This window comes from Kitasatospora sp. NPDC059577 (genome assembly GCF_042735475.1).
In the GTDB taxonomy this organism is placed as follows: Bacteria; Actinomycetota; Actinomycetes; order Streptomycetales; family Streptomycetaceae; genus Kitasatospora.
In genome coordinates, this window is sequence record NZ_JBHWBZ010000063.1 from 43,066 (window position 1) to 59,135 (window position 16,070).

Consider the following 16,070-nt stretch of genomic DNA (forward strand, 5'->3'; position numbering starts at 1 on the left):
CGGTCAACCCACGGGCCCCCCCGCGCCCGCCCGGGGCGGCCCGCGGCGGAGGGGGGCCCCCCCGGGTCCCGGCGGCGCGTGCCGGGCCGGGGGGGGAGCACCGACGCGTACGTCAGTGCTCCCACGCCACCCGAGGCGCCGGTGCAGTCCGGCCGACCGGGGAAGTGGTCACCGGTGGCGTCGGCGGGACCTGCGGAGCAGGACGCACACGGTGGCGAGGACGAGGGTGGCGATCACCGCGGTCATGGGGGTGGGGAGGTGCCCCGGATCGGCGGCCGACGCGGTGACGGCCCCGGCGCCGCCGGGAGTCGTCGGGAAGGTGATGGTGGCGCGCGTGGTGCGTTCGACCAGGCCGCTCCTGAGCGTCAGCTCCGCGTTCCACGGGCCGTTCGGCAGCTGCGCGTCGAGCGGGACGACCGCCTCCGCGACGTCGCCCGGTGCCACGGTGGTGCCGGTCTTGACCGGGAAGGGTCCGGCGTGGAGCCCGCCCGGCCCGTCGGCCAGGGAGAGCGTCCCGGTGATGTCCAGGGCGCGGCTGCCCGTGTTGTGGACCCGGGCGCGGACCTCCTTCCGCCCGTCGCGGGTCTTGGCCGGGTAGAACCGCTCGATCGTGAAGTCCGAGGGCGGCGCGCCTCCGGGACCGACGTCGACGTACATGCGGATGCCGACCCGGCCCAGGATCGTCAGATTGTGCGTGCGGTCCCCGGGGTCGCCGGTCTGGGCCCAGATGACGCCGTACCGCTCCCCGGCCGAGGCGTCCTTGGGCACCCGGATCGTGGTGCGCACCTGAGCCGAGGCAGAGGCCGCCAGGTCGAGGTCGGTCTTGTCGAGCGACGTCCAGCCGGTCAGCTCGTTGGGGGTGTGGTCCGGCGCGAAGGTGAATTTTCCGTCCGCGATACCGGCCGCCGCGGCGTACACGGTGACGTGCATCGACGTGGACGACTCGTTGCTGACCTCCACCTGGCGTTCGATGGTCGAGCCCGGTGCGACGTGGTCGACGAGGTAGGCCTGGGCCCTGGGATCGGCACGTTGGCTCTCCGGGGCGTCGAGCAGCTTGATGCCGATGGTCTTCCTCGTCGGACTCGGGTGGCTCGTCGGGCTGGGGTGGCTCGTCGGGCTGGAGTGGGGGGAGGGCGTCCCGGGCATCCCGTCCGCGCCTGCCGGCATCACCCCGATCGCCTGGACGACGGCCAGCACCATCAGCAGGACCCAGGCGCGGCGCGCGCGCTTCATCCGGTCAGGCAACGGAGTGGGTCAGCGTTCCGGAGTAGCTGCCGCTGACGGCGCTGGCGGGCACGGAGATGCTGACCGTCGGGTCCCAGGTCGCGGTGTTGTCCCCGACGCCGCTGCTCCCGGTGACCACGGTCTGCGGGCTGTTGCTCAGCGTGATGTTCGTCGGGGTGGCGGTGATGGTGCCGGTCGTCGTCACCGCCCCGACCGAGTAGGTGGCGTCGGAGGCGGGCACCGTCGAGGGGCCGTTCGCGAAGTCCGTCGCCGACGCGGTCACCGTCCAGGCGGCCGAGAGGAGGGCGCGGTCGTCGGTGACGCTCACGGCGCCGATCGGCGCGCCGATGTTGGTGCCGGGCGCTCCCGAGCCGAGGGCGGCGCTGACCGGCACCGACATCGACAGCGCGCCGGACGTGATGGTGAACGAGACCGTGGTACTGGGGTCGGCCGCTGCTCCGGCGAGGCCCGGCTGGACCATGACGAGGACGACGGATGCGGCCGCGGTGGGTAGGATTCGCATACGCACAGTTGCTCCTGAAGTAGCCACCCGTGAGCGGGCATGCCGATTGACGTAATGTCAGACAATCGGGCGCAACTTCTTCACGCAAGCCGACGCCGGTCACGCTCCGCCACGGGAATGACCGTATTTCAGCCGGACAGAAGCCCGGCCCGCCCGGCCCGGCGCCCCCGTGCCGCCCGCGCTCACCCACGAGGAGGCGGAAGCCCTCCTCATCGGAGCCGGCCTGTGGGCCGGCGGCGATCTCGCGCACCTGCGGTTGCCGTGTGTGACCGACCGGGTGTGCCACGTGCGGCCAGGCCCCTCGGCCCGCGCGACGCCGACCGTTCGACACCGCCCGCTCGACACCAGCGGCTCGACACCACGCGCTCGACGCCGACCGCTCGGACGCGACGGCGGGGCCCCGTCGCCGCGCCGGAGCGAGGGCAGCAGTGGGAGGGTGGACACAGGGACCCCAGCTGATCGCGGATCCGGGTGATCATCGCCGGGAGGACGCACCATGAGGACGCACGACGCCCCGGGCACATCAGGAGACGGGCACGCGGCACCCGCGGGAGCCGCGCCGGGAACCCGGCAGCGGGGCGGGACGGCCCGGCCGGCGAGGCCGCCCGGCGCAGACGGCTCCTGCACGCCGTCTGCACCGGTCTGCTCCCGCTCGGCGTGCCGGCCGTCCTCCGCCGTACGTCGCTGTCCGTCATACCGTTCCTCAGCGCGATCGGGAGCAGTGATCATCGTGGGTGCGGTCACCGCCATCACGGGGGACGCGTACGCCCCGTCCTGGCCCGCCCCGGCCGGAACGCCGAGGCGGGCGTCATGACCCCGGACGGCGGAGCGACCCCTCAGGAACCGCTGGAAGCCCGTCCCTCCTCCCGGAGGGTCGTCTGGACCGCGCTGCGCGTGCTGGGGTCGGTCGTCGCACTGGTGACCGTGTACTACCTGCTGCCCCTGGACCGCCTCTCCACGTCGGTCGCCGTCACCGTGCTCCTGCTCGGCCTGATCGGCTTCGTCGCCCTGATCGCCGTCCAGGTCCGCTCGATCCTGCGCTCGCGGCACCCGGGGCTGCGGGCCGCCGAGGCGCTGGCCACCAGCATCCCGTTCTTCCTGCTGTTGTTCGCAGCCGCCTACGTCACGATGGCCGCGCAGTCCCCGGACAGCTTCGGTCGGCACCTCTCCCACACCCAGGGGCTGTACTTCACCGTCACCGTGTTCTCCACCGTCGGGTTCGGCGACATCACGCCCAAGACCGACACGGCGCAGCTGGTGGTCACCGTGCAGATGCTCACCGACCTGATCGTCTTCGGTCTGGCCCTCAAGGTCATCGTCGGTGCCGTCCGCCGCAGCCGGGAACGCAGGAACACCGGGGCGAACACCCGAGCCGGCACGGACGGCGGTGGGTGAGGCGGACGGAACGCCGTGATCAGGTCCGCTGCGGTGTGCCGGCCGGTCGTCGGGGTTGTCAGGCCTGGCTGACGCCGACGCCGACGCCGGTGCTGACACCGGTGCCGACACCGGTGCCGGCGTACGCGCTGCGCCAGGCGGCCGGGGGAGTGGCGGTCTGGCGGCGGAAGAAGGTGGTGAAGTTGCCGGGGTCCCGGAAGCCGAGGCGCCGTGCGCAGCCGGCGATCGGGAGGTCGGTGTGGGCGAGCAGGCGCTTGGCTTCGAGCAGGATCCGTTGGTCGAGGAAGCTCTTGGCGCCGGTGCCGGTGGCGGCACGGGTGGCCCGGGTGAGGGTGCGCACGTCGTAGCCGAGGGCGTGCGCGTAGTCGGCGACGTGGTGCCAGTCGGCGAAGTGCTCTTCGACGGCGCTGCGGTAGGCGCGGAACACGGTCGTGTCGGGGCCGCCGGAGTGGGTCGGCCGGGTCGCTTCCGGGGTGTGGGGGAGTGCGCGCAGCATCAGTGCCGCCAGGAGGTGGGTGAGCAGTGCGGCGTTCGCCAGCTGGGGTGTGCGTGCCGCGGTGTCGTGTTCGCGGCGGAGGTGGTCGGCTGCGAGGAGGGCGAGGTCGAGGCGCGGGCGGTCGAGGTGCCAGCAGGCCGGGGCGGTGGTCTCGGCTGCGGTGAAGCCGGGGAGGAAGCCGGGTCGGAAGAGCACCAGTGGGCCGTCGCACGCGTCGATGTCGCTCCAGCGGTGCACCGTGCCGGGCCGGATCCACACGGCGCTGCCTTCCGTCAGCGGGTAGTGGTGGAAGTCCGCTTCGTGGCTGCCTGTGCCGGAGCGGATCAGGGCGAGGACGTGGAAGTCGGGGCGCTGCGGGTGGGCGCGGCGGCGGTGGGGGTCCATGGCGCGCAGCGCGGCGAGGTCGATGACCTCCACGCCGTGCGGTGAGCCGATGGCCGGCAGGTAGCGCACCTGCCGTACCGTGGCGTGTCCGTTTTCCACAAGGATCGTGTTCCTTTCCGCCAGGGCGCGGGAGGTGCCCCGCCTACGGTCGTTCCCGGGCCTGACAGGCAGGTCAGGCTACCTGTTCACAGCTGAGGACAGGCGACGCCGGTCGCTCGGTGCGGCCGAAGCGGAAGGTGTGACGATGACGGAAACGACAATGCGGGTTCCCGTGGCGGGCGGGTCGCTGGACGTGCGGGTGGGCGGCGGCACCGGGCCGGTGCTGGTGTTCGTCCACTACTGGGGCGGGTCCGCCGACACCTGGGACGGGGTGCTCGGCCGGCTGCCGGCCGGGCAGGCGACCGTGCGCTTCGACCAGCGCGGTTGGGGCACCTCGCGGTCGCTGCCCGGGCCGTACCACCTCGACCGGCTGGCCGACGACCTCGCCCGCGTACTGGAGGTGTGCGTGACGGGCCCGTTCGTCGTGGTCGGTCATTCGATGGGCGGCAAGGTGAGCCAGCTCCTCGCCGCGCGCCGCCCGGCCGGGCTGGCCGGTCTGGTGCTCGTCGCGCCCGCGCCGCCGCAGCCGCCCGCGACGGTGACCGAGGAGTACCGGCAGAACCTGTCCCACGCGTACGACTCGCCCGAGACGGTGCACTACGTCCTCGACAGTGTCCTCACGGCCGCACCGCTGACCGGCGCCGTGCGCGCCACGGCGGAGCGCGACAGCCGGGCCGCCGGGGCCGAGGCCCGGCTGGAGTGGCCGCTGCGCGGGATCGCGCAGGACATCACCGCCGCCGTACGGGACGTCGACGTGCCGGTGACCGTGCTGGCGGCGGAACGCGACGTGGTGGAACCGGCGCACGTGGTGCGCGAGCACCTGCTCCCGCACCTCCCGCACGCGACCCTCACGGTCGTCCCCGACGCCGGTCACCTGCTCCCCGTGGAAGCCCCCGGTGCTGTCGCGACCGCCCTCGCGGAATTCTCCACCGGCCTTCAGCGCTGACGGTGCGAAGGAGCGCCCCCGGGCAGGCGCGGGTCAGCGGCCGAACAGCCCTCGCAGCCCGCGCCGTTCGGGCTTCTGCGGCTTCCTGGCCGGGCCCGGGCGGCCGGTCGCGTCGCCGGGTTCGGACTCGTCGAGGACCGTGACGACGGCGGCCAGGAAGGCGGACAGTCCCGGCTCCGCGGAACCGAGGTTGAGGTGGCTGCCGTCCGCCCATTCGCCGAGCACCGTGTACGGCTCCCCGGTGAACGGGTTGACCGCGTGCTCCATGGTGAAGTACCGGCAGTGGCCGGTGCCTTCCGGCTGGACGACGGCGGTGTAGTACGCCTCGGCGGGTGCGGCCGGCCGCGGCAGCACGACCACCAGCAGCCGGTGTGCGCCGAGGGTGATCCGACTGCCCCTCAGTCCGTCGCTCGGCAGCCGTTCCGCGTCGGGCAGCTGCTTGCCGAAGTCGTCCCAGAGGGCCGCGAGTTCGGCCGCGACGTCGCGGTCCGGGTCGCCGTCGACCAGGTGCGGCCCGCGGTCCCGGGCGAGGCCCGGGAGCACCAGGTGGGCGAACCGGTAGTGGTGCGGCCTGGGGTCGTTCTGCGCGATGTCCATGCGCGGAAGTATGCCGATCACACCGGGGTCGGCCGGTTCCCGCTCCCGTCGGGACTCGGGCGCCACGGACCGTGCGACATCGCGGCGCCGGACCGGCCGGACCGGGCCACCGGGCGGTCCCCGGGCGCCGGGCCCGCCCGCTCCGACCGACAGGGGCTTGATGACCGCCGGAGTGAGCCTTAGCGTGGCCGGTATGGACGCTCAACGGAGCGGCACGCCCCTGGACCGGCTGCGCGGGCGGCTCGGCGCGGAACTGTTCGCGCGCGTCGCGGGCCCCGACGGGCGTGCCGTGCGACGCCGCATCCACGACACGCCCGGGCCGCGCTGGTTCGGCCCGGACCGGCCCGTCCGGGTCGTGCACGGCGACGCGTCGATGTTCGTGGGCGGGCTGTCGGCGCTGCTGGTGCAGTCCCTGCACCCGCTGGCGATGGCGGCCGTCGCCGCTCATTCCGGCTACCGCAGCGACCCCTGGGGCCGACTGCAGAGGACCAGCACGTTCCTGGCCGTCACCACCTTCGGCACCGCCGAGGACGCCGACGCCGCCGTGGAACGGGTCCGCGCCGTCCACGCGGGCATCCGCGGGACGACGGCCGACGGCCGCCCGTACCGGGCGGGCGACCCCCACCTCCTGGGCTGGGTCCACGCCGCCGAGGCCGACAGCTTCCTGCGCGCCCACCAGGCCTACGGCGCGCACCCCCTGGACGCCGACGGCTGCGACGGCTACGTCGCCGACATGGCCCGGGTGGCCGAGGCCCTGGGCGTCGAGGACCCGCCGCGCGACCGGAAGGCGCTCGACGAGCGCCTGCGCGCCTACGGCCCGGAACTGGAGGACACCCCGCAGGCCCGGGCCGTGGCGCGCTTCCTCCTCCTGCACCCCCCGGTGCCGCTCCCGGCCCGCCCCGCCTACGGCGCCCTGGCCGCCGCCGCGGTCGCCCTCATGCCCGCCCGACACCGCGCCCTGATCGGACTTCCGGCGGCGTCCTCCCTGGAGACCGCGGTGGTCCGGCCCTTCGGCCGCGGCGCGGTGCGGGCCATCCGGTGGGCGATGGCCGACCCTGCGCGCACCGGATGAGCACCCCGCCGTGCCTCGAACGTGCGGAACCCCGGCAGGCCGCGCCAGGCCGCTCGGGACTCGGGACGATGTGAACGGTGACGCCCTGCTGACCTCGGCTCGTCAGGGTGAACCTTCTCGACGTCCCCGATGGGTGCGGTGCAGTGGCTGTATCGGGTGGTGAGTGAGATCTGCGGCCGGGGGCGGGGCGGCGGCCGCGGGCCGCCGCGGGACGGGTGCGCCGGGAGTCGGTGCGGATGCGGGCCGCCGAGTCGTTCGAGCAGGGAGTCAAGCCGCCTGTCGGCGTGGGCGTGGGCGGTCAGTTGAAGAGCGGGTCGTCCACGACGTGGACCCGGCCGCCGTCCGGCCGGCGTCGGACTGGGGCCTGTCCTAACGCAGCGCAGTCGCCGGTGACTGGGTCAATACACACGTGAAGCCGATGCCCCACTCGTCGCTGTCGTCGCAGCGCAACTCCCGGTCGCAGAACGCCTCCACCAGGTCATCGAGCGGGACCACCGTGAAGTCGGCCGAGTCCGGCCGGGCGACGTGGTGCACCTCGATCGAGCCGTCGCCCACGAACCGGGCCAACGGCGCGGTCTCCTCCTCCACGAAGGCCCGCCGCTCGTCCCCCGTCAGCTCCGGCGGCAGGTCGGCGAAGATGCCGAACGGGCCGGTCAGCCAGCCGCTGGCCTCCATGGCGCAGACCAGGACGGCCTCCTCGGCCCCGGAGAACCGCTCCCGGACCGGCGCGTCCCGCCCGCCGGGCGGGTAGGCCCGGACCTCCCAGCGGGCGAGGCCCCCGTCGGACGCCCGCACGGTCAGCACTGTCTCGCCGACCGGCCCGTGGAGCCACGTCGCCGGGTCGGCCACCACCTGCTCCAGCTCCGGCCCGGACACCGCCGGATCGTCGTCCGACTGCACCATCGGCCGGCCGCGGTGCACCGTCAACCACCCCGCCCCGACCAGCCGCACGGTCGCCGCGGCCAGCTCGGGCACCCGCGCCCGCTGCTCCTCGACCGTCGCGCCGCGCAGGGCCGCGACGTCCGGCGAACCCGCCCACCGCAGCACCGCCGCGACGTGCTGCGGGGCGCCCGCCAGCCGGTGTCCCGAGACGGCCCGGCGCATCAGCACCTGCTCGGTGACGGTCAGGTCGTCCCAGGTCTCGGTCTCCATGGCCGGTGATCTTCGCACATGCGCGTCCGTCGAGCAGCCGCTCCGTCCCCGCCCGGAAACCGGCATGCCCCCCACGGAGTTCTCACCCTCTGGCCGCCCGGAGAACCGAGGGCCCTGCCCGCGCCGGGCGTGGGAGACCCTGCCGCCATGACCGACGCAACGGGACCGAAGCCACCGGGCACCTGCGTCGTGGCCGACGTCGCTCAGCGGACCAGCCACGGCGAGGGCGGCCTGGAGATCCGCAAGGGGCTCCGGCACTTCGCGCCGGGGCCAAGCTCCGGATCGCAGCGTCGGCCCGGGGCGACGGGGGCGAGCGCGTCATCGTGGCGGGACGTCGTCGGGGGAACCGCCGCCGGTACGTGCGGATCGTGACCGAAAGCCGGTTCCCGGTGAACTTCCGGGTCCGCTCCGTCCACAGCCCGGTACTGGTCCGCGCGTTGACGCAGCCGGAGCCCGGCGAAGCGGAGGAGCACGGCGCCCGCCGGCCGTGGGCCCCGGAACTCGCGCAGAGCCGGGTGCGATCCCGGAACACGCCGACGACGGAGCCCGGTCGGGCACCGCCGCCGTGTCCCGGCCGAGCCGAGGACTGCCGTCGTGTCCCGGCCGAGCCGAGGACTGCCGTCGTGAGCGCGCGTGTTCCCACGCCCTGCGGCCGAGGCCTCCCCGGGAACGACGCGGCCGGGTGATCTTGCCGTTCGCCGGGCATGAGGACAGGGCCTCCGGTGCGGATCGGGGTCCGTCGAGACGTCGAGCCCGTCAGGAGGCCCTGTCGTCGCCGATGTACGTCCTCGTTCCGGTCGGGTCCGGCGCGGTCGCCCGGCGCGGGTGGGCGCATCGCCCACCGCTGCCGGCCAACGCCGGGACCGTATCGGTGACACGGGGGGATCACCCGGCCGGTTCCGGTGCCTTCCGGCCCGGTGCTCTCCCCCTCGCAGGGCACATTTCGTGACATCGGCAGCGACAGTGGGACGGAAGCCGTACAGTCCCCTGCAACACCCCATGGACGGAAGACGAGGAACCGTGGCAGACAGCCGTTTCAGCGAGACCATCACCGCACTTGAGGGAGAGCTTCCCGGTATCGAGGCGCGACGGCGGGGACTGGAGGACGAACTGGCTGCCGTCGTCGCGCACGAGAACGCCCTGCGCGGCGCGCTGGAAAGCCTGCGCGCCCTCTCCGGCCTGCCGCTCCCGCAGATCGCCGTTGCGGTGGAGAACGCCGCGCCCCTGACGACCCGTGAAGAGGTCGACGCGGCGCCCCCGTCGCAGCAGGAGCAGCGGCCTGTCGAGCTGCCGGCCGCCGAAACCGAGGCGCTCCCGACGCAGGGCCAAGGCCAGGACGGGGACCAGGACCGGGCGCCGCTGAAGAGGGCCGCCACCGCGAAGAAGGCCGCGGGGAAGAAGGCCGCGGGGAAGGGCGCCGCGAAGAAGACCGCGGCGGCGAAGAAGACAACCGCGAAGAAGACAACCGCGAAGAAGGCAACCGCGAAGAAGACCGCAACGAAGGAGACAACCGCGAAGGAGACAACAGCGAAGACCGCGCCGACGAAGAAGGCTGCGGCCGCGACGAGGACTCCGGCGAAGAAGGCCACGTCGAGGGCCCGGGTGACGACGGCTGCGAGGAAGCCCGGGACGACCACCGCCACGGCAGCGGGCGAAGCCCGGACAGCCGAGCCGCAGACGCACGGGACCGCGGAGACCGGCACCGCGGAGGCCGGGACGGCATCCAGGCGGCGCAGCACCGGCGTCACCGCCGAGAAGGTGCTCGCGGTCCTGGCCGGCGCCGAACGGCCGTTGCGCGCCCGGGAGGTGGCCACCGAGCTGCGGATCGACGGCGGGCAGGGCGCCGTGAACGCGCTGCGTACCATGCTGGAGCGGCTGACCAAGGCCGGCCGTGCACAGCGCCCGGGTCGCGGCCTGTACGCGAAACTCGACGGCTGACCCGCGGAGGTCCGGTCGGCAGTGGCGGTGTTCGGAGGCTGTTCCGTGGGCGGGGCAGCGGTGTCCGGGTGCCGCCGGATGCCACGGCGGCGGGAGGCCGAGGAGGCCGGTCCGAACGGGCGGTCGGCGCTGCCCGCCCGTGGTGCATGAAGGCCGTGATCACTGGGGGTGCCATGGCGCTGTTCTCACCGAAGTGCCCGGTCGGCCCGGACGAACGTGTCCGGGTGGAGGAGTCCATGGCCTGGCTGGCAGCCGAGTTCGGCCGTGACGTGCTGTGCCGCGCCCCGGTCCTGCCGACCGCCGAGTTCTTCCCGGGACCGTACCGGGGCTCCGACGAGGACATCCGGAGCGTGATCACCCGGATCTGCGGCTACCTGGACGTGGCGCCCGACCGGCTGACGATCGAGATCGAGCCGGACGACGGCGAGCACGTCATGGTCGCCGGCCTCGACCTCGCCCGGAGGTCCCGCTCCGCCGCGGGGCACTACCGGCGTGAGAACGGGCGCCCGGTGATCGCCGTCGACCAGCGCCAAGCCGCCCGTCCGGTCGCGCTGGTCGCCACCATCGCCCACGAGCTGGGCCACGTGCGCCTGCTCGACGAGCAGCGGATCCCCGCCGACCGGCGCGACCACGAGCCACTCACCGACCTGCTGACGGTCCATTTCGGCCTCGGCATCTTCACGGCCAACTCCGCCTTCACCTTCAGCCAGAGCAGCCGGGGCTGGTCGTACGCGCGCCTCGGCTACCTGAGCCAGCGCGAGCTCGGCTACGCGCTGGCCTGCTACGCGCACCTGCGTGGCGAGACCAGGCCCACCTGGGCGGCACACCTGGCCACCAACCCGAGGGCCTACCTCAGACAGGGCCTTCGCTACCTGGACCGGAACCCGCTGAGCAGGTGACGGAGGGGGAGTCCGTCGGACGGCTTGACCGGGCGAGCCGTCGGTGAGCCTGTGCCGTCACCGGCAGGTGCAGGTGCAGGTGCAGGTGCAGGTGCCGGAGCCCGGGGCCGGCTGGGACGACCGGGGTGCCCGGTGAGCCGTCAGGCGACGAGCTCGTAGATGCTTCTGGCGGTGAGCCAGAGCCCGGCCAGGAGCGAGAGGGTGATGATCAGCTGGTCCTGGTGTCGATCGAGCCAGGTCCGCAGGGCGTCCAGTCGGGCGTGCGCGGTGTCCGGGGCCCAGACGGTGTACAGCTCCATCGCCAGGAGGCTGAGGGTGGCCAGCAGGCAGTAGCCGGTCAGGGCGAGCCAGGCGTAGGCGGTGGAGAGGTCCGCGTCGACGGCGGTGGCGGCGCCGGCTCCGACCAGGGCCCACGGCTGGAGGAGCCAGGCGAGTCCGGCAGCGGTGGCGAGCGAGGCGTTGTCGACGCGCCCGGTCCAGCTCGGCGGCTGGTGCGGGTGGGGAGGGCGTCGGCTCCGGTAGCAGCCGAACAGGACCAGGCCGACGCCGATCGCCAGCTTGGCGGCGAGGGCGGCGTCCGAGGGCGCGCTGTCGTGGACGGGTGGCGTTCCGCCGGTGAGCAGCATGACGCAGGCGATCACCGCGACCAGGTTGGCCAGCCAGGACAGCAGGAAGGCGAGGCCCTTGCGGGTGCCGCGCAGGGAGGAGAGCAGCAGGACGAAGGCGCTGTTGTGCAGTGGTCCGAGGGTGATGGCCGTACCGATCACGATCAAGTCGACGACCATCGGTTCCGCCCCTCCCTCGATCGGGTCGACGCCCTGCCCGGCACGCCTGGAGACGGGCTCCGGCGTACGCGGCGGGCCGGGTACCGGCGGCCGTACGGTGCCGCGTCCCGACTCTGCGGGCCCCGGCCCGGCGCGTCAAGCAGGCCACGCCGACACCGCCGTCTCCCACCGCCTCCCCGTCCACGGCGGGTCACCGCACGGGTAGCAGGAGTTCCGCGTACAGGCCGCCGCCGGGGGCGGGGGAGAGCCGGGCGGTGCCGCCGTGGAGTTCGGCCACCCAGCGGACGATGGCGAGGCCGGTTCCGGTGCCGGTGCTCGTCGTTCCGGTGACGCGGCGTTCGAAGACCCGGGTACGGTCCTCGGCCGGTACGCCGGGGCCGTGGTCCCGTACGGCGATCCGGCCGGCCGTGACGCTCACGTCGACCGGGGTGCCGCCGCCGTGCCGCAGCGCGTTCTCCACGAGGTTGCGAACGGCCTGGGCGAGCAGTTCGGGGTCGCCGTCGACGACGACGGCCTCGGTGGTGACGGTGACGCCGGTGCTGTCCGGCAGTTCCTCGACGGTCTGTTCGACCAGCTGGTCGAGCCGCAGCGGGGTCAGCTCGACGTCCTGGGTGCCGGCCTCGACGCGGGCCCGGGCCAGCAGACCGGTGACCAGCCGGCCCAGGCGGTCGACGAGGCGGACCGCCTCGTCGAGGGCGGCGGGTGCCCGGGCGGGGGAGGTGCCGCCGGTTTCGACCACCAGGCGCAGGGTGGCCAGCGGGGTGCGGAGTTCGTGCGCGGCTTCGGCGAGGAACTGTTCCTGTCGGTCGAGGCCGCGCAGCGCAGGGCGCATGGCCCGGCCGGACAGCAGGTGCCCGACGGCGGCGGCGGCCAGCACCAGGGCTGCGCAGCCCAGGGCGAGCCGGCGGACGAGGCGGTCATGGGCGGCCAGGCTCTGTGCGGGGTCGGCTCCGACCAGCACGGCGGCGCCGATCCGGTCGCCGTCCCAGACGGGGGCGGCGGCCCACTGGATCTCCCGGCCGTCGGCCTCGGCGGCCACGAAGACGGTCTCCTGCTCGTGCTCGACCTGCCTCCAGATGTCGTCCAGTCCGGCCTGGTCGGGAAGCGGGGCGCGTGCGACGGGCGCGGCGGACGCGTGGCTTTCCTGGGGCAGGCCGGGCGCGGGTGACCGGACGACGGCGAGCCGCTCCGCGCTCAGCGCCAGGTCGTCCTCCGCCAGGGCGTCGAGGTGCAGGACGCCGCCGTCGTAGTAGAGCGTGCGGGCGAGGCCGTCGGCCCGGCGGCCGACGTCGTTGTCGAGATCGTTCGTGCGGGACCGGGCGTCGGTGCGCACCGCCAGGACCGCGAGGAACAGGAGGCACAGGGCGGTGGTCGCGGCGAAGAGCAGCGTCGTCGCCCACCGGACGCGCTGCAGGTGTGCGACGGCGGGACCGGACCGCATCACCGGTCCGTGGCGGGGTCGGCGAGCCGGTAGCCGACGCCCCGGACGGTCAGGACGAGCGAGGGCGGGCCCAGTTTGCGGCGCAGCTGGCCGATGAGGACGTCGACGACGTTGGAGAGCGGTTCGGTCTGCTCGTCCCAGCAGCGTTCGATGAGCTCGGTGCGCGTGACCACCTCGCCGGCGCGCAGCATCAGGACCTCCAGGACGGCGAACTCCTTGGCGGTGAGGGTGAGCAGGACGCCGTCGCGCCGTACCCTGCGGCGCGGCAGGTCCAGTTCCAGGGTGCCGACGCGCAGTTCCGGCAGCCGCGCGGGCTGACCGCGACGACACAGGGTGCGGACGCGGGCACTGAGTTCGGCGAAGGCGAAGGGCTTGACGAGGTAGTCGTCGGCGCCGTGCTCGAACCCGGCCACGCGGTCGCTGACCGCGTCGAGGGCGGTGAGCAGCAGGACGGGCAGGGCGGAGCCGGCCCTGCGCTGGGCGGACAGGAGGGTGAGCGCGTCCCCGTCGGGCAGGGTGCGGTCGGCGACCAGGCAGTCGTAGGTGTTGACCGCGAGCTTGAAGTCGGCGTCGGCGAGGGAGGTGGCGAAGTCGACGGCGAATCCTGCCTCGCGCAGACCGCGGGTGATCACGGGGCCGAGTTCGGGGTCGTCCTCAAGGACAAGTACGCGCATGGCGGGCGAGCCTACTGGGTCGAAAAGAACATGAACGCCGGGGTGGTCGTGATTGGGGTGGTATGCCCGTCCACCGGGCGGCCGGGTGCTGTCGTGCCCTTCCGCCGGGCGGCGCCGGGGCCGGGGGCCGGGGCATCCCGCGTCGGGAGCTGCCGAACCACCTCATGATCCCCTCATGGACGAGCGGGCAGTCTGCGGGCATGGCAAAGATCCGTATGCACAAGCGCGTCATCGGCCTGACCGCCGCAGGCGTGGCGGCCACCGTTCTCGCGGCCTACTGCGTCCAGTCCGCACAGGGCGCGGACTCCCCCACCACGGGCGATCCGCGGGCGGTGGTGCGCGTGGACCAGGTCGGCTACACACCGGGCGAGGTCAAGCAGGCCTACCTGATGACCTCCGTCCCCGCGTCCAACGCGTCCTTCCGGGTCCTCGACAGCTCCGGGAAGGAGGTCCTGAAGGGCAGGGCCGGCTCGTCCACCGGAGGCTGGAACAGCACGTACAAGGCCGTCCACACCCTGGACCTCTCCCCGCTGACCGAGCCCGGCGACTACCGGGTCGAGGTGTCCGGGCCCGTCACCGCCGTCTCCCCGACGTTCCGCGTCGCCACGGTGGACGGACTCTTCGGCAAACTCATCCGGGACAACGTCCGCTTCTTCCAAGCCCAGCGCGACGGCGCCGACGTGATCCCCACCGAACTGCGCCGCCGGCCCTCGCACCTGGCCGACCGCCAGGCCACGGTCTACGACACCCCGGCCTACGCCGACGACGAGACGGTGCTGACCTCGCCCCTCAAGCGCGTCGCGGGCCCGGTCGACGTCTCGGGCGGCTGGAACGACGCCGGCGACTTCCTCAAGTTCACCCACACCGCCTCCTACTCCACCGCGAGCCTCCTGCTCGCGCAGCGCACCACACCCGCCGGCGGGCAGGAGCTGGCCGCCGAGGCGCGCCACGGCCTGGACTGGCTCGACAAGATGTGGGACGACACGTCGCGCACCCTCTACGTCCAGGTCGGGCTCGGCAAGGGCGACACCGCCGACGGCAACGGCGCGATCAGGTCCGACCACGACGTGTGGCGCCTGCCGGAGGCCGACGACGCCCTCGACGTCAAGCCCGGCGACCCCGACTACCTGATCAAGCACCGGCCGGTCTTCCGCGCGGCGCCGCCCGGCAAGCCGATCAGCCCCAACCTCGCCGGACGCGTCGCCGCCGCCTTCGCCCTGGCCGCCCAGCTGGACGCCGTCGAGAACCCCGAGCGGGCGCACGAGGAGCTCGACAAGGCCGCGCACGTCTACGCCCTCGCCGACACCACCCCCGGCGACCAGCTGGTCACCGCCTTCCCCCACGGCTTCTACCCCGAGGCGTCCTGGCAGGACGACATGGAATTCGGCGCCGCCGAACTCGCCCTCGCCGCGAAGGCGCTGGACGACAGGCGCGCGGCCGACTGGACCAGGCAGGCCGGACACTGGGCCCGGCAGTACCTCACCTCGGACAGCCTCGGCACCCTCGGGCTCGGGGACGTCAGTGCCCTCGCCCACGCCGACCTCGTCCACCTGCTCGACGACGGCGCCGCCCGCACCGAAGTGACGCGCGAGCAGCTCACCGCCGACCTCCGGCGCCAGCTCGACGACGGCAGCGCCCGCGCGGCCCGCGACCCCTTCAGGGCCGGCGCCGTCTACACCGACTTCGACTCCGTGCCCCACACCTTCGGCCTGGCCGCCACCGCCCGGCTGTACCGCCGGGTGACCGGGGACCCCCACTACGACGCGTTCGCCACCCAGCAGCGCAACTGGGCCCTGGGCGCCAACGCGTGGGGCTCCTCCTTCGTCATCGGGGCCGGAACGACCTTCCCGCACTGCCCCGAACACCAGGCCGCCAACCTCGCCGGCGACCTCGACGGGGACGGCGACATCCTCCTGGGCGGTGTCGTCAACGGCCCCAACGCGGCGGACAAGCTCAAGGACCTCAACTCCTTCCCCACCATGCGCGCGTGCCCGACCGGCCAGGGCAACCCCTTCGCGGCCTTCGACGGCCGCGGCAGCGGCTTCATGGACCACGTCGGCGCCTGGCAGACCGTCGAGTCCGCCGACGACTTCACCGCCACGGCCCTGCTCGCCTTCACCCTCGCCGCCGCGCCCCAGGACGCCGGCCGCAAGACCGACTGACAGCGCGCAGCGCCACGGCTGCACGGCCGGCCGGATCCGGGCGGGACCGATCAGGATTCGAGAAGCCCCGGGCACCGGGTCGCCCGTAGCGTGACGGACATGGGAAACAACGAATCCACCGCGTCCACCGTGTCCACCGAGTCCCTCGCGTCCGTCACCCTTGAGGTGGCCGACCTCGGGGCCGCCCGGCGCTTCCACGCCGCCTTCGGCGTGGACCGGCACGTCCGCGTGCGGGAGTCCGGGGCGCCGTCCGTCGGGTTCCGTGGCTTCGCGCTGGCGCTCA

Annotated in this window: 14 protein-coding genes and 1 pseudogene; 7 read left to right on the forward strand and 8 right to left on the reverse strand. The window is 73.9% G+C overall.

Translation table 11 applies throughout. The features are described from left to right. Positions 1–168: 168 nt before the first annotated feature. Positions 169–1,233, reverse strand: coding sequence for a peptidase (locus tag ACFV0O_RS34250; RefSeq protein WP_380347644.1), 1,065 nt, complete (start codon positions 1,231–1,233; stop codon positions 169–171). Positions 1,234–1,237: 4 nt separating this feature from the next. Further along, positions 1,238–1,747, reverse strand: a complete 510-nt coding sequence (locus tag ACFV0O_RS34255; protein ID WP_380347645.1) for a hypothetical protein — start codon at positions 1,745–1,747, stop codon at positions 1,238–1,240. 810 nt (positions 1,748–2,557) lie between these two features. Here ACFV0O_RS34255 and ACFV0O_RS34260 point away from each other — a divergent pair. Further along, a complete protein-coding gene (locus ACFV0O_RS34260) occupies positions 2,558–3,142 on the forward strand; it encodes a potassium channel family protein (protein ID WP_380347646.1) in 585 nt (194 codons plus the stop codon). 58 nt (positions 3,143–3,200) lie between these two features. On the opposite strand, the gene ACFV0O_RS34265 is transcribed toward ACFV0O_RS34260, so the two are convergent. Beyond that, complete coding sequence (locus ACFV0O_RS34265) at positions 3,201–4,121, reverse strand: AraC family transcriptional regulator (protein WP_380347647.1); 921 nt, start codon at positions 4,119–4,121, stop codon at positions 3,201–3,203. A 145-nt stretch (positions 4,122–4,266) separates the two neighbouring features. Between ACFV0O_RS34265 and ACFV0O_RS34270 the strand changes: the two genes are divergently transcribed. Further along, the gene (locus ACFV0O_RS34270) at positions 4,267–5,067 is read left to right on the forward strand and encodes an alpha/beta fold hydrolase (RefSeq protein ID WP_380347648.1); all 801 of its coding nucleotides are present in this window, start codon (positions 4,267–4,269) and stop codon (positions 5,065–5,067) included. Positions 5,068–5,100: 33 nt separating this feature from the next. Here the strand turns inward: ACFV0O_RS34270 and ACFV0O_RS34275 are convergent, their stop codons facing one another. Next, positions 5,101–5,664, reverse strand: coding sequence for a hypothetical protein (locus tag ACFV0O_RS34275; protein WP_380347649.1), 564 nt, complete (start codon positions 5,662–5,664; stop codon positions 5,101–5,103). A 193-nt stretch (positions 5,665–5,857) separates the two neighbouring features. Here ACFV0O_RS34275 and ACFV0O_RS34280 point away from each other — a divergent pair, with 193 nt between their 5' ends. Further along, positions 5,858–6,736 carry an oxygenase MpaB family protein gene (locus tag ACFV0O_RS34280; protein WP_380347650.1) on the forward strand — a complete coding sequence of 293 codons (879 nt, stop codon included), beginning with the start codon at positions 5,858–5,860 and terminating at the stop codon, positions 6,734–6,736. Between the two features lie 369 nt (positions 6,737–7,105). Here the strand turns inward: ACFV0O_RS34280 and ACFV0O_RS34285 are convergent, their stop codons facing one another. Next, the gene (locus ACFV0O_RS34285) at positions 7,106–7,888 is read right to left on the reverse strand and encodes a hypothetical protein (protein WP_380347651.1); all 783 of its coding nucleotides are present in this window, start codon (positions 7,886–7,888) and stop codon (positions 7,106–7,108) included. Positions 7,889–8,908: 1,020 nt separating this feature from the next. Between ACFV0O_RS34285 and ACFV0O_RS34290 the strand changes: the two genes are divergently transcribed. Together ACFV0O_RS34290 and ACFV0O_RS34295 are read left to right on the forward strand one after the other, a co-directional pair. Beyond that, the gene (locus ACFV0O_RS34290; protein ID WP_380347652.1) at positions 8,909–9,826 is read left to right on the forward strand and encodes a hypothetical protein; all 918 of its coding nucleotides are present in this window, start codon (positions 8,909–8,911) and stop codon (positions 9,824–9,826) included. Between the two features lie 155 nt (positions 9,827–9,981). Continuing rightward, a complete protein-coding gene (locus ACFV0O_RS34295) occupies positions 9,982–10,725 on the forward strand; it encodes a hypothetical protein (protein WP_380347653.1) in 744 nt (247 codons plus the stop codon). Between the two features lie 140 nt (positions 10,726–10,865). Here the strand turns inward: ACFV0O_RS34295 and ACFV0O_RS34300 are convergent, their stop codons facing one another. The 3 genes from ACFV0O_RS34300 to ACFV0O_RS34310 all read right to left on the reverse strand — a co-directional run bounded on the left by ACFV0O_RS34300 (position 10,866) and on the right by ACFV0O_RS34310 (position 13,625). Continuing rightward, positions 10,866–11,510, reverse strand: coding sequence for a GAP family protein (locus ACFV0O_RS34300; protein WP_380347654.1), 645 nt, complete (start codon positions 11,508–11,510; stop codon positions 10,866–10,868). Positions 11,511–11,700: 190 nt separating this feature from the next. Beyond that, complete coding sequence (locus ACFV0O_RS34305) at positions 11,701–12,951, reverse strand: sensor histidine kinase (RefSeq protein ID WP_380347655.1); 1,251 nt, start codon at positions 12,949–12,951, stop codon at positions 11,701–11,703. Continuing rightward, positions 12,951–13,625 (reverse strand): winged helix-turn-helix domain-containing protein, encoded by a 675-nt coding sequence (locus ACFV0O_RS34310; RefSeq protein WP_380347656.1) that lies wholly within the window; start codon positions 13,623–13,625, stop codon positions 12,951–12,953. The genes ACFV0O_RS34305 and ACFV0O_RS34310 overlap by 1 nt, the downstream gene beginning before the upstream one ends. A gap of 200 nt (positions 13,626–13,825) precedes the next feature. On the opposite strand from ACFV0O_RS34310, the gene ACFV0O_RS34315 reads away from it, so the two are divergent. Together ACFV0O_RS34315 and ACFV0O_RS34320 are read left to right on the forward strand one after the other, a co-directional pair. After that, positions 13,826–15,787 (forward strand): glycoside hydrolase family 9 protein, encoded by a 1,962-nt coding sequence (locus ACFV0O_RS34315; RefSeq protein WP_380347657.1) that lies wholly within the window; start codon positions 13,826–13,828, stop codon positions 15,785–15,787. A gap of 99 nt (positions 15,788–15,886) precedes the next feature. Then, positions 15,887–16,070, forward strand: a pseudogene (locus ACFV0O_RS34320) (glyoxalase); the annotation flags it as partial.